This window comes from Geobacillus sp. DSP4a (assembly GCF_013096875.1).
Classification (GTDB): Bacteria; Bacillota; Bacilli; order Bacillales; family Anoxybacillaceae; genus Geobacillus; species Geobacillus thermophilus.
The window spans coordinates 14,175-29,391 of record NZ_SDLD01000010.1; the positions used below are offsets into that span (position 1 = coordinate 14,175).

Annotated in this window: 15 protein-coding genes; 7 read left to right on the plus strand and 8 right to left on the minus strand. The window is 47.5% G+C overall.

Going from position 1 to position 15,217, the window contains the following annotated elements:
* Positions 1-2: 2 nt before the first annotated feature.
* The 5 genes from ETC02_RS05270 to ETC02_RS05290 all read right to left on the minus strand — a co-directional run bounded on the left by ETC02_RS05270 (position 3) and on the right by ETC02_RS05290 (position 5,784).
* Complete coding sequence (locus ETC02_RS05270; RefSeq protein WP_171698114.1) at positions 3-1,985, minus strand: hypothetical protein; 1,983 nt, start codon at positions 1,983-1,985, stop codon at positions 3-5.
* Positions 1,986-2,401: 416 nt separating this feature from the next.
* Positions 2,402-3,043, minus strand: coding sequence for an ABC transporter ATP-binding protein (locus ETC02_RS05275; RefSeq protein ID WP_033012622.1), 642 nt, complete (start codon positions 3,041-3,043; stop codon positions 2,402-2,404).
* A gap of 15 nt (positions 3,044-3,058) precedes the next feature.
* Positions 3,059-4,552 (minus strand): hypothetical protein, encoded by a 1,494-nt coding sequence (locus ETC02_RS05280; RefSeq protein WP_020279212.1) that lies wholly within the window; start codon positions 4,550-4,552, stop codon positions 3,059-3,061.
* Entirely contained in the window at positions 4,545-5,324 is a 780-nt protein-coding gene (locus ETC02_RS05285) for an ABC transporter permease (protein WP_033012619.1), read from the minus strand. The genes ETC02_RS05280 and ETC02_RS05285 overlap by 8 nt, the downstream gene beginning before the upstream one ends.
* Positions 5,325-5,406: 82 nt before the next feature.
* Complete coding sequence (locus ETC02_RS05290; protein WP_050368336.1) at positions 5,407-5,784, minus strand: hypothetical protein; 378 nt, start codon at positions 5,782-5,784, stop codon at positions 5,407-5,409.
* Positions 5,785-6,092: 308 nt separating this feature from the next.
* Here ETC02_RS05290 and ETC02_RS05295 point away from each other — a divergent pair, with 308 nt between their 5' ends.
* Positions 6,093-6,695 (plus strand): response regulator transcription factor, encoded by a 603-nt coding sequence (locus ETC02_RS05295; protein ID WP_160268857.1) that lies wholly within the window; start codon positions 6,093-6,095, stop codon positions 6,693-6,695.
* Between the two features lie 112 nt (positions 6,696-6,807).
* Here the strand turns inward: ETC02_RS05295 and ETC02_RS05300 are convergent, their stop codons facing one another.
* Complete coding sequence (locus ETC02_RS05300) at positions 6,808-7,386, minus strand: molybdenum cofactor guanylyltransferase (RefSeq protein ID WP_033013777.1); 579 nt, start codon at positions 7,384-7,386, stop codon at positions 6,808-6,810.
* A gap of 104 nt (positions 7,387-7,490) precedes the next feature.
* Positions 7,491-7,724, minus strand: coding sequence for a DUF2249 domain-containing protein (locus tag ETC02_RS05305; protein WP_011230264.1), 234 nt, complete (start codon positions 7,722-7,724; stop codon positions 7,491-7,493).
* Positions 7,725-7,853: 129 nt separating this feature from the next.
* Here ETC02_RS05305 and ETC02_RS05310 point away from each other — a divergent pair, with 129 nt between their 5' ends.
* Both ETC02_RS05310 and ETC02_RS05315 read left to right on the plus strand, forming a co-directional pair.
* The gene (locus ETC02_RS05310; protein WP_011230263.1) at positions 7,854-8,021 is read left to right on the plus strand and encodes a hypothetical protein; all 168 of its coding nucleotides are present in this window, start codon (positions 7,854-7,856) and stop codon (positions 8,019-8,021) included.
* A 438-nt stretch (positions 8,022-8,459) separates the two neighbouring features.
* Positions 8,460-9,428, plus strand: a complete 969-nt coding sequence (locus tag ETC02_RS05315; protein ID WP_063210200.1) for a hypothetical protein — start codon at positions 8,460-8,462, stop codon at positions 9,426-9,428.
* Between the two features lie 722 nt (positions 9,429-10,150).
* Here the strand turns inward: ETC02_RS05315 and ETC02_RS05320 are convergent.
* Positions 10,151-12,514 (minus strand): nitric-oxide reductase large subunit, encoded by a 2,364-nt coding sequence (locus tag ETC02_RS05320; protein ID WP_050368335.1) that lies wholly within the window; start codon positions 12,512-12,514, stop codon positions 10,151-10,153.
* A 232-nt stretch (positions 12,515-12,746) separates the two neighbouring features.
* On the opposite strand from ETC02_RS05320, the gene ETC02_RS05325 reads away from it, so the two are divergent.
* The 4 genes from ETC02_RS05325 (at position 12,747) to ETC02_RS05340 (ending at position 15,208) form a co-directional block, all read left to right on the plus strand.
* Positions 12,747-13,439 (plus strand): Crp/Fnr family transcriptional regulator, encoded by a 693-nt coding sequence (locus ETC02_RS05325; protein WP_050368334.1) that lies wholly within the window; start codon positions 12,747-12,749, stop codon positions 13,437-13,439.
* Between the two features lie 75 nt (positions 13,440-13,514).
* A complete protein-coding gene (locus ETC02_RS05330) occupies positions 13,515-13,748 on the plus strand; it encodes a DUF2249 domain-containing protein (RefSeq protein ID WP_050368333.1) in 234 nt (77 codons plus the stop codon).
* Positions 13,749-13,751: 3 nt separating this feature from the next.
* Positions 13,752-13,961, plus strand: a complete 210-nt coding sequence (locus tag ETC02_RS05335) for a DUF2249 domain-containing protein (protein ID WP_013146125.1) — start codon at positions 13,752-13,754, stop codon at positions 13,959-13,961.
* A complete protein-coding gene (locus ETC02_RS05340; RefSeq protein ID WP_050368332.1) occupies positions 13,958-15,208 on the plus strand; it encodes a hypothetical protein in 1,251 nt (416 codons plus the stop codon). Before ETC02_RS05335 ends, ETC02_RS05340 begins: the two co-directional genes overlap by 4 nt.
* Positions 15,209-15,217: the final 9 nt, after the last annotated feature.

Sequence of the window (15,217 nt, forward strand, 5' to 3'; positions counted from 1 at the left end):
TTCTACAACTGACGCAGGGAGTTTTTCGCAAACACCCAAGCTGCCGCACCAATATGTACGAGCGGCAAAGCAAGCAGCACAAGCGCCCCTGTGAAACCGACCGGCAACCAGCTGTTTGTTCCTTGAAATAGCATGATCGCCATGACCACGATTCCCCCTAACACCCACTCTTTCACGATTCGCCCGCGCGACACCGCCCACCAAGATGCCCCAGCAAGCCGAAGAGGAAAATCGCGTTTTGCTTTTAACACAGCCATAATAAACGCACTAAGGGCGGAGGCAATAGCCAAGGCCGCTAAAAGACCAACAATCGATCCAATTCTAAGCCACACGAAATAGGCATAAAGCTGCGCGCGCAAAATTCCTTCCTCCGCCATATAGTTGACGCGGATCCGGTTCTGAAGGCCGCGTTCAGATACGAGTTTCTGTGTTTCCTCTAGTCCGACAAAACTCAACTCCGACGAAGAAGCGACAGAGATCAAAAAGTTGTCATTGAATAATGAATGGACATGAGGGGCAACCAACAATAACACCTCCTTCGGCCGGGCAAACTCAAGCTGTCCGCCAAAGCGGACAAATGGAAAAGGGGACGATCCGGTCAAACGACACATCTTGACCTCATGCCATATGGCTTGAGCCTGTTGCTGGTTTCTTACATATAACGGGATGGAGAGTTCGACAAATTGTCTCACGTCCTTTGGAATCTGTTCCAGCGCAAGAGGAACCAAAGATAGCCCTTTGTTCTTTTTGCGAACGATATCCAACCATCGCTCATTCACGATAACCATGTAACGATACGGCGCAATGGTCATGCCATCGATGGCGAAATCGTCTTCCGTCCACGCTTTCGATAACACTACGCGATCGTCGGCCTCCGCTTGTCGAACCATGTCCCCCACCGATGGTTGCAACATCTGAAACAACTGCTCGATTTCCGCTCCCCCCGCTCTTCCTGGACGGGACGGGAACACCAACACCGCTTGATCAGCCAACGACTTCCACATGATTTGTTCCTGTGCTGTTTTTCTAGCATTCGTATAAGCTGAAACCGCCGGTGAGACAGCGGAAAGGACGAAAGCAAATACAGCGAGTTTCAATACAGCCGAACTTCTGGCCAAACGCTTGACAGCAGGTTCGCGCATCGCCAACATCTCTGGATTCGGCCATGAGGCAACAGAAAAAATCAACGCGCAAGCCATTGTCAAAGAGATCACCATCGCCTCAGCCAAAAGCAACACTTTACTATAGTAAGGCACGAATCCCCATCCATAGACAAAGCCGACATAAAGAGCGGCCAAGACGTCCAATATAGCGGCGGCCAAAACCATAGCCAGCAAAAAGTGGCTGAAATCCTCGCATTGGATGCGCGACGTCGGAACTCCCGCCAACACACGCAACGCGCGCCCTTTCGCTTTGACCGCCAGCCAGTATAAAGCTAATGACACCATCAGCGCCGAAACAGCCAACAGCGCCACACCAAAATCGCTTTGCACGATCAAAAATTGGAGAATGGTCAACAGAGTCTCTTCGTTCCACTTCTGATCGACCCGATGCGACGCCAGCCAATGTTTCAACTCGTCTATATGATCGGTTTTCCCTGTCACCAAATAATCGCCATTGGCAAACGAATGGGCCAACGCGCGGCGATCGCGGATCTCCGCATCTGGCTCATGGCCAAAGCGCTGAATTCTCTTTGGAAAATCCCCTTTCTCCCCCACTTGAACAAAGATCTGTCCCGACTGATCCCCCCGTAAATCTGGCGCGATTTTCATCAATCCTAGTTCCCATCGATCGCTCATCGCCCCCAACTGTTGAAACACATCTTCCTGACGCAAATCAGACTGGCTAAAATCCAATGTCACTTTCGCTTTCACATCCAGCTGTTCCGGAAAAAAGCGGTCATGGATATCCGAAACAACGACCGCCATCAAAGCTAAGAGAAGAAACTGCACAGCGGAAACAGCGACCACGATTTTTTTATGCATGAGCCTCATTCCTTCCCTCATCCATCATCCGTCAGGAAAAGAAAACTCTCATCTTGCTCGGAACAGATGAAAGAAACGTTCTCAATCAAACGATCGATTATTTTCAAATTCGATTATCATTCATAGAAGGCCGGCGAAAAACGACTGATTTCGCCGAACCAGTTGTTTTGGATGAACGAAAAGCGTTGATTTTAAAGGATTTCTCAATTTGAGAAGGGAATCCATTTTCTGCGACTTTTCACTAAATCACCAGCCTTATAGACGTCATCGGACTATGGAACATTTAAAAATCTGATAGCTTTCACGCATCTATGAGCGGCCTTTCATCAAAAAACAGCGGATTTCACCATTCTTCGCAAATTGAAAAATGGCTGGGATCAGCAGCATTTTCCACTAAATCACCAGCCCTGTAGAGCCTATTTTTTTACTTTTTCAAGTTTGAAACGGTTGATCCTGTACACTTCATCGCAAAGAACATCAATATCCTCTTGATTATGGCTAGTGAGCAAAATCGTCCTCCCTTCTTCCTTGAATTTCCGAAGCAAGTTTCGGATATTTTCAACGCTGTCAGCATCTAAAGCATTGAATGGTTCATCTAAAATAAGCGTTTGTTGATCTTCCATAATGGCTTGAGCAATAGCCAGCTTTTGTTTCATTCCAAGTGAGTAATGTTTGACCTTTTGCGTCAGCTCTGGATTTAAACCGACCAACCTCATCGTTTTCTTTATTTTGTCATCACTGATTTTGTTTCGAATGAGAGCCAATGCTTTTAGATTATCAAACCCTGTCTTTCCCGCTATATATCCAGGCCGATCAATGATAATTCCAAAATCACTGGGAAATCGTTTATTGACCCCCAACTCTTCCCCGTCCACGATCACTCTGCCGTGATCCGGAAATAGAAATCCGCATATTAGTTTGAATAAGACAGACTTTCCTGAACCGTTAGGACCAATAATTCCATAAATTTTCCCCTTTTCCACTGCAAAATTCACGTTTTCAAAAATCGTTGCTCCTTTAAATGATTTACTGACTTGATCTAACAGGATATGCGGCAACTTACTCACTCCTTTTTAGAAATCGAGATCTTGTTTAGAAAAGACATACAGCAAAAAAACAATGGAGAAAACATTCCATAAGAATAGAACGATCGTGATGCGGTAAATCGAATCATTTGTCAATAAATACGCCATGCTATTCAATCCAGACGGAATAATCCCCCAGTTATTAAGGCCCGGGAACATAAAAAATGAAAGTATAGCGAGCCCTACGAAGCTATAAAACGTTTCTTTGCTCAGCCAAGAGATCAGAAACACAAATAGGACATAAAACGAAACTTGAAGGTAGCCGTTGACAAAAAAATGATAAAACATATCAAGCAATGTAACTGAACGGTCAATAGAAACATGGAAATCAAAAGAAAAACGTTTCAACGACAAAATGAACAAAGCGAGCAATGCTAAAGCAAATAAGTATAATCCAATGTATAGCATGGTCTTATGATACCACGCCCAAAACCATCGGCTGATCGACTGATAACGCACTAACTTGTAATACCCCATTTCCGACAATTCCGTCTGCAAATGCAATTGGACCAAATAGATGACCCCAAAATAAAGAACCCAATAACATAAAAACGACTTGAAATAAAACGCTTGTCTGGAACCGCCTATAAACATGAAAAGAAACTGGTCCCAAACAGTTTGTCCCACGTTTTCTCGCATTCCAGACCATAATGCTAGGACAACCAAGACAATAAAAGCGGTATATTTCCCATTGTACCTTTTCACATTCAAATCCAGTCGATTGACAATCCATATGAGCAGGATCATCCATCCTATAACCATCGCAAAAGATCCCCATATATTGCTGAACTGAGCAGCCCCCGAATGCAAAATCAAGTAATGGCACAAATTAAACAAGGAATGAGGAGAAAGAAGTTTAAATGACACTACGCCATACACCCATATGAACACCGCAACAAACACGACAATGCCCTTGTTTTTCCACTTTACATAAAGGATGGCCAAAACAAGGTGAATACAGCTGACACTGAAAACAAGCAAAGCTAAATGCAACACCAACGCTAAAATGGGACTGTTTATAAATTTTTGTAATATTTGCGTTTCGCTTAGAGAAGCATTCAGCCTACTAAACGGACTCCAGCCAGCAAAAGAAGGGGCGCCGATTGACAAAACGAGGCTCACTGCTCCCCAAACGATTATCGATATGCTGGCACTTTGAATCAATCGAACTAGTGTCGCATACACCCAACTTCGATAAGAACCTAACCGTATCAAAACTGCATAATCAAAATCAGACATCATAATTGAAATAGAACGGTATAGAAAGACCGGCAAGATAAAATATAAGATAAGGTAAATATCACCAAAAAACTTATGCAACAAATCCCATTTATTCAACAATAATTTTGTTTGCGACGAAGCAACATACATATGCTCTTTAGCACTTAATCCATATATGTAAATCACTACTCCGAAGAGAATCCATTTGAATGCCAATAGTTCATCCACAAAATCCTTCCATTTGTTTACTACCCTAGTCATGGTGCTTATGCAACCTTTCCTTTAAATAGAACATCAATACCATCACCACAAAACATAAGAAGAGAAATGGCACGAATACTGTCCACAAAGGTTGTTGCGATATACTGAAAGGAAAAATCGTAAAAGTAGGGGAAAATTGGTCATATCCCAAAACTTGAGTAATAAAGTTTCCCAACAAGTAATAAACAAATGGAATGGAAAGTGCTATAAAAGGCTTCTCTAAAATCATGACGAGCAATAATCCCATTGTCGCATACATCATTCCATTCAGCCCGACCCATAGTGAGTAAAGAACTCCATATGGCAGCGTGCCAAGGACAAGCAACTGCTCAAACGTTGTATAAGGGATAGGATTCCCATTAGTTGGATAGAAGCGAACAATTCCTAAATAAGGTTCAATATACATAGAAAATACAAAAGGGACGAATACGATCAAAAAGGCAATCAAAAAAGATAGAATCGCATTGACGATCAATTTGCTCAAGAAGTAAGTCGTCAAAGGGATGCGGATACGCACATATGGAATAAAATAGTTTTTTTGTTCACTCGGGAAGGAAATCGAATACACAAGAACCATGATAATGGGAAACAACAGCGGCACAAAATTCGAATTCAAGCGGAGAAAAAGATCCAATTGCCTATAGTAAACGTAGCCATCCTTGATTATCATAAATTGGATGACAGGCAGAACCAACACCAATGCAGCCCAAACAATGCACTGACGCCACGTAAAGACTCTCACAAATTCCACTTTCACTTGATGCCCCAACATGTTTTACACCCTTTCCCAAGCTTGTTTTCATGTTGAAAGAGAATGGACCATCCAAACGGTTTGGTCCATTCTCATGATAAAATCAATTGCTTCTCCACTCCCCTTTTACCCTGACATCTACTAATTGAGTAAGATCTGAGCTAAACTCCACTCTCGCATCCTTGCCTGCTTTGATTGAATTAGGCAGTTTGAATGGCCCCCCAACCGTTTCGATACGGATCCAAGGTCCAGTTCCTCCGCTATAAGAATACACTCTTGCATCCAGTGCTTTCCCCAGTATCGATACTTTCAAATCTGCTGACGCGCTAGTCGTCGATTTGGTTTGTTGAGGAGTAAACGCATTATCATTGAATCTTGGAACAATCACGTCATAATCATCATACTTCGTTCCCGCCTGAGCTACTCCTCCTGCGGCAAGAAGCCCTGCTGCTAAAGCAAGCACGGCAAATTTCTTCTTCATTGAGCATCATCCTCCTCATTATTTCAGAGATCACCGGCCGGCTTCACCCTTACTGTACCAAAATAAAATCGAAAAAACATCCGTATTTTCCGCAAATTTCATTGCAGAAAATACCTATTTTTTGAAGTTTCGTTTACAGAGATTGATTGATATTGTAAAATTTTAACGAATGAAGTTGAGAGAAATGGCCTTATGGATCAAAACAGCACATCACTCATCCCATGTAAAACTCCATGTTTCACCGCAACGTGTGTTCCAACCAAATGCGTCGCTACTCGCTGCGTTTTACGGGGGAGGGGGAAGAGACAATGGTGAAAATCAACATTTTGATCATAGGGGATCATGGCCTTGTCATGGATAGCATCCGTCAGCTTTTGGAACGCGAGCCCGACTTGGAAGTAGTGGGAGCCGTCTTCTCTCCAGCCGAACTAGAGAAGGAGATCGCTCACTTCCAGCCTGATATCATTGTCATCGATGCTCCGAGCCAAAGGCAGAACAACCTCATTTGGACAAAGAACATCTCATCACGATTCCCTGCAAGCAAAGTGGTCATGTTATCGGGGGATGCCAGCGCAGAATATGTACATGCCGTCCATGAGGCAGGCGCCTATGCTTTTGTATCCAAATGCGATTCTGCCGAAACACTGATTCACGCCATTCGGGAAAGCTATCGCGGGGTGAAATCATTCCCGACTGATCTTACTTTCCATGATGGCTCGCCTCTGACCGACATGGAGTTGGCCGTTCTCGACCTCATTGCTGGAGACAAAACAAACAGTGAAATCGGCGAACAACTGAACATCAGTAAACGAACCGTGGAACACCACGTGTCTTCCATTTTGCGAAAACTTCACGTCAAATCGCGGGCGGGAGCAGTCGGAAAAGCGTTTAGGCTCGGATTGCTTGAGTAACCACGTTTGGACAAGTTTATTGACCCGCCATACGCCCAAAAAGTAAAGCAAGGATGGCTCTTCTGATTGAAAAAAAGTATATGCTATGTCTGCTTCGGCCACAATTCCCCCTTCACCGGTACTCTCCCTCCGTATTGACATTGCGCCATACGGTTTCATCCGCGGCAAGCTGTTGGGCGTCAACATAGCGGACGCGGGCGCGGTCAATAAGCGAGATCATCCGCCGTTCGCCGGCATCAAGCAGCTCGGCGATCACGGAGCGAAGCCGACGGTGGTATAAGGCGACCAATGGTTCGGGACGGACGCCATGGAGCGGGACGATGGCGTCAAACATCGGATCGATATAGGAAGCAAGCCGCTCTGTCACTTCCCGCCGCATGTACGGCATGTCGCACGGCAAGACGAACACCCAATCCGCTCGGCTCTGTTCCATAACGGTGTAAAGGCCGGCCAGCGGCCCACAGCCGCGGCAGCGCTCGACATCGAGCAGCACCGGGATATCCGTTTGGCGGCGGAATTCATCGACAAGCGACGGGTGGCTGACGATATACAATTCATCCGCGATCGGATCGAGCGCCGCGACCGACCAAGTGAAAAACGGGGCGCCTTCGTGCAGCGCAAACGCCTTCGGCCGCCCGAACCGGCGCGACTGGCCGCCGGCGAGCACCGCTCCGGCAATGGCTCGTTTCATCTCTATCCCCTCTTTCCGAACATCATCTGTCCCTACCGTACCATACGAACCGGCGAAAAAAAAGATTTCCGCCTGTCGACGGAAATCCCTATGGAGCGGATGATTTATTTTTTGCCGATGGCCACCCGCCATACGTCCGGCCCTTCCTCTAAGTACTCCCATGTAAACTGATCCGGACGCTCCATCATGAATTGGTATTGCAGCGGACGCGGATCATGGTCATTGACAAGCTCCATTACTTCCCCCGGCTTCAAATTGTCAAACAGCCGGAAAATCGCCGGATGGCGATCCCGCGGCGGATAGTCCGGGGCGTGGATTTTGGCAGCAAATTGGTTCATAACATTGGCCTCCTTTGTAGTATAATGAATTATATACTTTATCATAACCGCTTGAGCCTTGGGCGGTAGTGACGAGCGTCACAGCCCGAAGGTGAACATGTTCAATCCCCATGAAAGGAGAAATGGCGGTTGGAAGAGCTTGTTGGCTTTTGCGCGCAATGCGGCAAGCCGATCCATTGTCTGCATGGGTTTTTAAACGGCGTCGTCAGCCGAGAAACAGAGACGTTGTACTGCTTTCCATGCCATGACAAGCAAAAGGAAACCGAACACACCACGCCGGACAAATGCCACAAGTGATTGAAAACGTTCACAAATGAAAGTGGGCTGACCCAAAAATCCACTAACAAGTGGACTTTTGGAGCCAGCTCTTTCTTTATTAAGTAAGCCGTGTATTGATCATGAACGATTCTGAATCAAACCCTTTTATTTATAAGGAAATTCAATTTTCGTCAAAACAATGTCGCTGCCGGGATTAACATGACCGTACGGGCTAAAACGCACTCCTTTTCCTGGACGGATACAAAGCGACAATGACACAAAACGTTATGTTCAAATTTCTGTGAATCATTTATAATATGAATGGGGAACGATTGTCCTCATTTGTTCTGCGCTACAATCCCATCCCTTTCCTCAACCACTTACTCTACACGCTCGTTTCCCCAATCCTCAAAAGAAAGGAGCGATTCATCATCACCCACTTTTCCATGGCTACTATATAAGAAGGGAGGATTTTCCTTGGAAGCGATATTGAACCAAATTTTGGACAAGCTCCAAATGATCGAACATGAAGTAAGCGATATCAAAACAAACATGGCAACGAAACAGGAACTCGAAGAAGTGAAGCAAAACTTCTCAACAGAGCTTGAGGATATTAAAGCCAACATGGCAACGAAACGAGAACTTGAAGAAGTGAGGAATCGTTTCACAAAAGAGTTCGAAGATATTAGAACCAACATGGCCACTAAACAAGAACTCGAAGAAGTGAAGCATAGTTTCACAAAAGAGATCGAAGACATTAAAGCCAACATGGCTACCAAGCAAGAACTTGAAGACATCAAAGCCAACATGGCTACCAAGCAGGAACTTGAAGACATCAAAGCCAACATGGCCACCAAGCAAGAACTTGAAGACATCAAAGCCAACATGGCTACCAAGCAAGAGCTTGAGGACATCAAAGCCAACATGGCTACCAAGCAAGAGCTTGAAGACATCAAAGCCAACATGGCCACCAAGCAGGAGCTTGAAGACATCAAAGCCAACATGGCTACCAAGCAAGAGCTTGAAGACATTAAAGCCAACATGGCTACCAAGCAAGAGCTTGAAGACATCAAAGCCAACATGGCTACCAAGCAAGAGCTTGAAGACATCAAAGCCAACATGGCTACCAAGCAGGAGCTTGAGGACATCAAAGCCAACATGGCTACCAAGCAGGAGCTTGAAGACATCAAAGCCAACATGGCTACCAAGCAGGAGCTTGAGGACGTAAAGAACAACCTAATGAAAGAATTAGATCATGTCAAAGCCAATATGGTCACAAAGCAAGAATTTGTTTTCCTCCAACAAGCAGTGCTTGAAACAAATGAAATCGTTAAGAAAATAGAACAAAACATGGAAAAGCACGAACGGATTTTAGATCTTCTTTCTAGGCGTTCGATTGAACACGAAGCGGCAATTTCCAGCATTCGTCTTATAAAGACAACATGAGCAAGGAGGAAGCATCTCTCCTTGCCTTTCTGAGGTGCGGCCGCCTTTATAGTAAAGGAAGAAACATCTCCATCGGAATGCGTTCGACCATTTCGTAAACTACATGAGCCATATGATCCAGTGGAATGATATCGCCTGGCAACGTGAGATGATTCATCCTATTTCGCGCAGGAGACTCCCACTTCAACGACCAAAGGGAGTAAGTGGGAGAGGAATGCGCGTTCCCCTTTTCTTTTGTGTATGATATAATAAAGGCGTGGAGAAAACCGTTTAATAAAGGCACTCCAATAACTGCTACTCGATGTATGGAGTTGGTTACAGGAAACGTTGTAACCGTAAAACATCGAGCGTAGATCCGTCTGTTGTGTGTGGAAGCCAAGTACTGCCAACAGACACACCGAGAGAATCGGTAACGATGCAGGCATGACCTGCGTCGTTGGGTAGTTGTCAACCTGCCCTGATGCAACCCCAAGTCAAGGAAGGAGGACGAAGTCCGCTTGTACTTCTGGGGAGTTGCAAGCCCCCACTTCAAGCGTTAGCTAAGTGGGGGTAGTTGACGGTACACTCTTCAAAAATTATGATGATGTTTCATAAACGAATCGCTCCTTTTCTAGTGATAGTGGTTATGGTAACTCTATTCTGCCAGAAAACGAACGATATTTTGGTGTAAAAAAGGGGCTAATTCCAAAACGCATTCGCGTTTTGGGTCAGCCCCGTTTTGGTTATTCTTCCTCCGCCAAATTCGCCACCGGCAGCTCTTCCCCTTCGCCGTGCGTTGGCTTGCGCAAATGGAACAGCACCTTGATGGCGAAAACAAGCAACGCGACGACGCCGATCAAAAAGATCGTATCCGGAACAAAGCGGACAAGTAGCAAGTTTTGTACGACGTCTTGTTGCAAGAACGAAGGCGAACGGGACGCCCAATAGCCGTGTTCAAACGCTTCTTTGATTTGCAGCACCCCAACCGGGAGAAGCGTGATGAGAACCATGCCGGCCAATCCAATGTTTAACATCCAGCATGAGAACTTCAGCCATTTGTCATTCCACGCCTCTGGTTTGACAATGTTGCGCAGCGAGTAAAGGAGCACGGCGATCGCAAACATGCCATACACGCCCATCATCGCCGCATGGCCGTGAGCCGGCGTTAAGAATTGCCCGTGTTCAAAGTAGCTGACCGCCGGCAAGTTGATCAGAAAGCCGAGCACCCCTGCGCCGACCAAGTTCCAGATCGCTGTGGAGATCAAGAACCAGAATGTGGCTTTATACGGGAAGTTGACTCCGCCGTCGCGCATCATTTTGTACTGCTCATACGCTTCCAAAATAAGGAGCGTGAGCGGAATCACTTCGAGCGCCGAGAACACCGCGCCAAGGGCGATCCAAATTTCCGGTGAACCGTTGTAGTAATAGTGGTGGCCGATGCCGATGACACCGCTGCCTAGTAAAATCGTAAATTGGAAATAGAGAGCCCGGACCGTCGATTTTTTCGTCACCAATCTCATTTGTACGAGCAAGAACCCGATGACGACAACAGCAAACACCTCGAAAATGCCTTCCACCCATAAGTGGATGATCCACCAGCGCCAAAAATCCGCCATCGTAAAGTTCGTATCCGGCTCCATAAAGAAGGCGAAAATGTAGAAGAACGGAACGGCAATGGCTGAGTAAAACAGCAAGTGAATGAGCCCGCCTTTGTCGCTTTCCCGCTTCAGCCCGCGTTTGACGCCGCGGAAGACGATAAACAACCAAAGGAGCATGCCCACGACTAAAATGATTTGCCAAACGCGGCCAAGTTCGATGTATTCCCAACCTTGGTGGCCAAACAAGAACCAGCTGTTCCCTAAGTAGCCGTTGACGCCTAGCCATTGGCCGATCATGCTGCCGCCGACAAGGACGACAAGCGCCCAGAAGAGCAGATCGACGAGCAGCCCTTGCTTTTTCGGCTCTTGCCCACCGACAAGCGGCGCGATGAAAATCCCCATGCCAAGCCAAGCGGTGGCAATCCAGAAAATCGCCAGCTGCAAATGATACCCTTTGGCGATGTTAAACGGCAATGCGTCATAGATCCATCTGATGCCAAAGAAGCTGTCTGGTTCTGTATAGTAGTGAGCAAGCAATGCCCCGAACATCGTTTGGACGAAAAAGAGCGCCGATACGACGACGAAATATTTGCCCGCTTTCACTTGCGACGGAGTCAGCGGCTGCCGCCGCAAATCGATGACCGGAAACTTTCCTTCTGTATACGCTTCTTGCATGCTTAGTTGATAACGGTGGAAGACGTACAAAATGATCCCGATAAACAAAATCAAAATCGTGACGCTGACGCCGCTCCACCATACCGCGGAAAACGACATCGTATTGCCGGCGTCCTCATAGTACGGCCAGTTGTTCGTATACGTAATCTCGTCGCCAATTCTCAACGTGCTCGACAGCCAAGCCGTCCAGAAGAAAAAGTCGGCAATTTGCTTGATTTGGTCGCCGTCCGCGACCCAAGCACGGCCTGATTTTGGCATGTCGCTTTCTTTGATCAATCCTTTTTTCAATCCCCAACCGTCGCCATTGGTGAACACGTCGCGGTAATAGTCGCGCACTTTTTCCAACCCGTATACTTGCGCATCCGTCAGGACGAGAACATCCGTAACCGGGTTGTAGCGGTTTTTCCGCATTTCCTTGATGACTTGTTCGCGGATGATCGTTTTCTCATCGGCGGTTAAATCGGCAAACGGTTTGTGATACCGCTCTTTTGCTTTGTAATCTTGCATGCCTTCCGTATAAATTTTCAACGCTTCCGCCGTATAGTCCGGCCCCATATACGACCCGTGTCCAAGCACGGTTCCGTAATCCATCAGCCCGTATTTTTGGAAGACGGCCTGCCCGCCGATGATCGTTTCTTTCGTCATCAACACTTGGCCGTCTTCACTGCGCACTTCCTTCGGCCTTGGCGCCATTTCTTTAAAAATCCAATACCCGCCGACAAGCAGGACGGTAAAGCTGATCACAATAGTGAAAATGAGAATCGATTTGAGAAAACTGTTGGTCGTTTGCCGCCCCGGCCGCATGTTGGGGCGAACGGATCGATGAACTTCCATATGAGACAACCTCCTTCTCGTTTGTTCGCCCCCATTGTAGCGTGCTGAATCGAGGCCGGTTTGTGAGCCGGGGCAAATGTCCGTTATGATTTATATCACAGCTTTATGGCGTGAGAATGTATACAATGAAGGCAGAAAAGGCCAAACGGCGCAGATGTTCAAAAAGAGAAAAGCATTGATGTTCCGTTGGCAGCTGTCACACGTTTGTCACATTTCCAAAGGAGAGAACGCCATGGCGAACCATTGGATGAAAGACCGCTTAAAAGCTGTTCCGTTGTTTCGTGAACTGTCCGATTACGAGCTCGACTCGCTTGTCGCCATTTCCCATGTGCGTGTCTACAAACCACGGACGTTTGTCTTTATGCAAGGCGACCCGTTAGAACGTGTCTATTTCATTCATTCCGGCACGGTGAAAATTTATAAAACGGACTTCAGCGGGAAAGAACAAATCGTTTCGATTTTGCAGACGGGAGAAATGTTTCCGCATGCCGGCTTTTTCTTAAAAGGCACCTATCCGGCCCACGCCGAAGTGGTCGAGGAAGCGACATTGATCGCGATCCCAATCCACGATTTCGAACAAGTGCTGATGGCGAGCCCTGAACTTTGCATAAAACTGTTTCGCGTCATGGGCGAAAAAATCGTCGACTTGCAAAACCGGCTCGAAGCGCAAGTGCTCCATAATACGTACGAACAAATCGTGTTGCTTTTGTTGCGGCTGACGCGCACGAACGCCGTCAAACAAGGGAAGTGGCACCGTCTCACCGCCCATGTGACAAACCGCGAGCTGGCCAACATGATCGGCACCGCCCGGGAAACGGTGAGCCGCACGTTGAGCCAACTGAAACGGAAAGGGTTGATCAATGTCGACGAACACGGCTTTTATTTGATCGACCAGGAAGGATTGGAAAAAGAAATCTTTTTCTAACGTCCATGTGTGAGCCATATCACAACATCAAACATTGAAAATGATTATCATAATAGTCAAAAAGGAGGAGTGCACATGGCTGTCACAATTGAACTCGATGTGCGCGAAGATTTGCGGCAGAAACGTGAGCCGTTTGAAAAAATTATGAACGCCATTAAGCCGCTCAAACCGGGCGATACGTTCATTTTGCACGCTCCGTTCAAGCCGCTGCCGCTGTTTCCGATTATGAAAACGAAAGGATTTACGTACGAGGCCGAACAAATCGAAAAAAAACATTGGAAAGTAACGTTTGTGAAGCAGGGGGGATGACCGATGATCCTCGATAACCGCGGACTCGAGCCGCCGCAGCCGATGATGCGGACGCTCGCTGCCCTCGCGAAGCTGAATCCTGGGGAGACGCTGACGATCATTAACGACCGCCGCCCGATGTTTTTGTACGAGCAGCTTGACGAGCTTGGCTACCGGCACGAGACGGTCGCACGCGAAGACGGCAGTTTTGAAATCCGCATTACGAAAGGATGAGCAACGTGTTTCCTACTCGCACGGGGACGGAAACAGACGTCCGTCTTCCGTTCTCGTTTATCATGTTCGCCGTGTTGGCGTTCGCCGCGTCGCAGCTTATGTTGCTTGGAGCGATTCCCTCACTTAGCAGCGGCGCGTTCCGGCTGCCGTTCGTGTGGGCGGCGGCCCACCTGGCGTTGCTTGGCTTTGCATTGATGACGGCCATGGGGGCGATGTACCAGCTCGTTCCGGTCGCCTTTTTGACGCCGATTTGGAGCGAGCAGCTCGGTTTTTGGCAGTTTGCGATCACCGCTCTCGGCATCGTCGCCTTTGCCGCCAGTTTAGCGTTTACGCCAAACCAAGCGTTTCTCCCTGGCTTGCTTCTGCTGTTCGGCATCGTGCTGTTTGTCTGGCAAATGGCAATGACATTAAAACAACAAAAAAACAAAACGATCATGACGCTGTTTGTCGCGACTTCCTTGTTGTTTTTGCTGCTGACGGGCGCCGCCGGAGGGCTGCTTGCCTTTCACTTTTTCGCCGCCACAGGCGCCAACAGTCATGAAACGGTGTTCGGCTTGCATGTGCTGTTCGGGCTGTGCGGCTGGTTCACACTGCTCATCATAGGCTTTTCGTACAAAATGGCGCCGATGTTCTCGCTCGCCCACGGCTTTTCGCTGCGGCCGGCGCGTTACGTCTATGCGCTGTACATCAGCGGGATTGCGGTGGCGTTCGCCAGCTTATTCTTGCGAAGCCACGCATGGCTTGCAGCCGGTGCAGCCTTGCTCATGAGCGGATTCATTGTTTTCGCCTGGCATATCCGCGCCATTTTGCAAAAGCGGATGAAAAAAACGCTTGACCGCCCGTTCCGCTTTTCGCTTTCGGCCATCGTCATCGGTCTTGGACTGCACGTTGCCGCCTTTGTCGCCATCGTCGTCGGCAGCGGACGGCTGCTTGGCATCATTGTTTATCTATTCATTGTCGGCTGGATTCTCTTCAGCATCGTCGGCTATTTGTTCAAAATCGTGCCGTTTTTATGGTGGACGCATCGCTACAGCGAAAAAGTCGGCCAACAAAACGTGCCGACGTTAAAACAAATGATGAATGAGCGAGCCGTCACCGTCCAATGCCGCCTATGGCTCATCGCCCTCGCGCTGGCGGCCGTGGCGCTGGCTGTCGCGAGCGTGCCGCTGTTGGCCGTCGCTCAAACGCTGCTGGCTGGATTAAGCGTTGCTTTTGCCGGAACGATTTTAATGGTCTTCCGAAAATAAGCGAATGAG

Bases quoted from the DNA above. Each gene is read 5' to 3' on its own strand.
- ETC02_RS05295 (WP_160268857.1), top strand. From the start codon at position 6,093: ATGGTGAAAATCAACATTTTGATCATAGGGGATCATGGCCTTGTCATG.
- ETC02_RS05305 (WP_011230264.1), bottom strand. From the start codon at position 7,724: ATGAACCAATTTGCTGCCAAAATCCACGCCCCGGACTATCCGCCGCGG.
- ETC02_RS05340 (WP_050368332.1), top strand. From the start codon at position 13,958: ATGAGCAACGTGTTTCCTACTCGCACGGGGACGGAAACAGACGTCCGT.
- ETC02_RS05335 (WP_013146125.1), top strand. From the start codon at position 13,752: ATGATCCTCGATAACCGCGGACTCGAGCCGCCGCAGCCGATGATGCGG.
- ETC02_RS05300 (WP_033013777.1), bottom strand. From the start codon at position 7,386: ATGAAACGAGCCATTGCCGGAGCGGTGCTCGCCGGCGGCCAGTCGCGC.
- ETC02_RS05290 (WP_050368336.1), bottom strand. From the start codon at position 5,784: ATGAAGAAGAAATTTGCCGTGCTTGCTTTAGCAGCAGGGCTTCTTGCC.
- ETC02_RS05270 (WP_171698114.1), bottom strand. From the start codon at position 1,985: ATGCATAAAAAAATCGTGGTCGCTGTTTCCGCTGTGCAGTTTCTTCTC.
- ETC02_RS05285 (WP_033012619.1), bottom strand. From the start codon at position 5,324: ATGTTGGGGCATCAAGTGAAAGTGGAATTTGTGAGAGTCTTTACGTGG.
- ETC02_RS05280 (WP_020279212.1), bottom strand. From the start codon at position 4,552: ATGACTAGGGTAGTAAACAAATGGAAGGATTTTGTGGATGAACTATTG.
- ETC02_RS05320 (WP_050368335.1), bottom strand. From the start codon at position 12,514: ATGGAAGTTCATCGATCCGTTCGCCCCAACATGCGGCCGGGGCGGCAA.
- ETC02_RS05330 (WP_050368333.1), top strand. From the start codon at position 13,515: ATGGCTGTCACAATTGAACTCGATGTGCGCGAAGATTTGCGGCAGAAA.
- ETC02_RS05325 (WP_050368334.1), top strand. From the start codon at position 12,747: ATGGCGAACCATTGGATGAAAGACCGCTTAAAAGCTGTTCCGTTGTTT.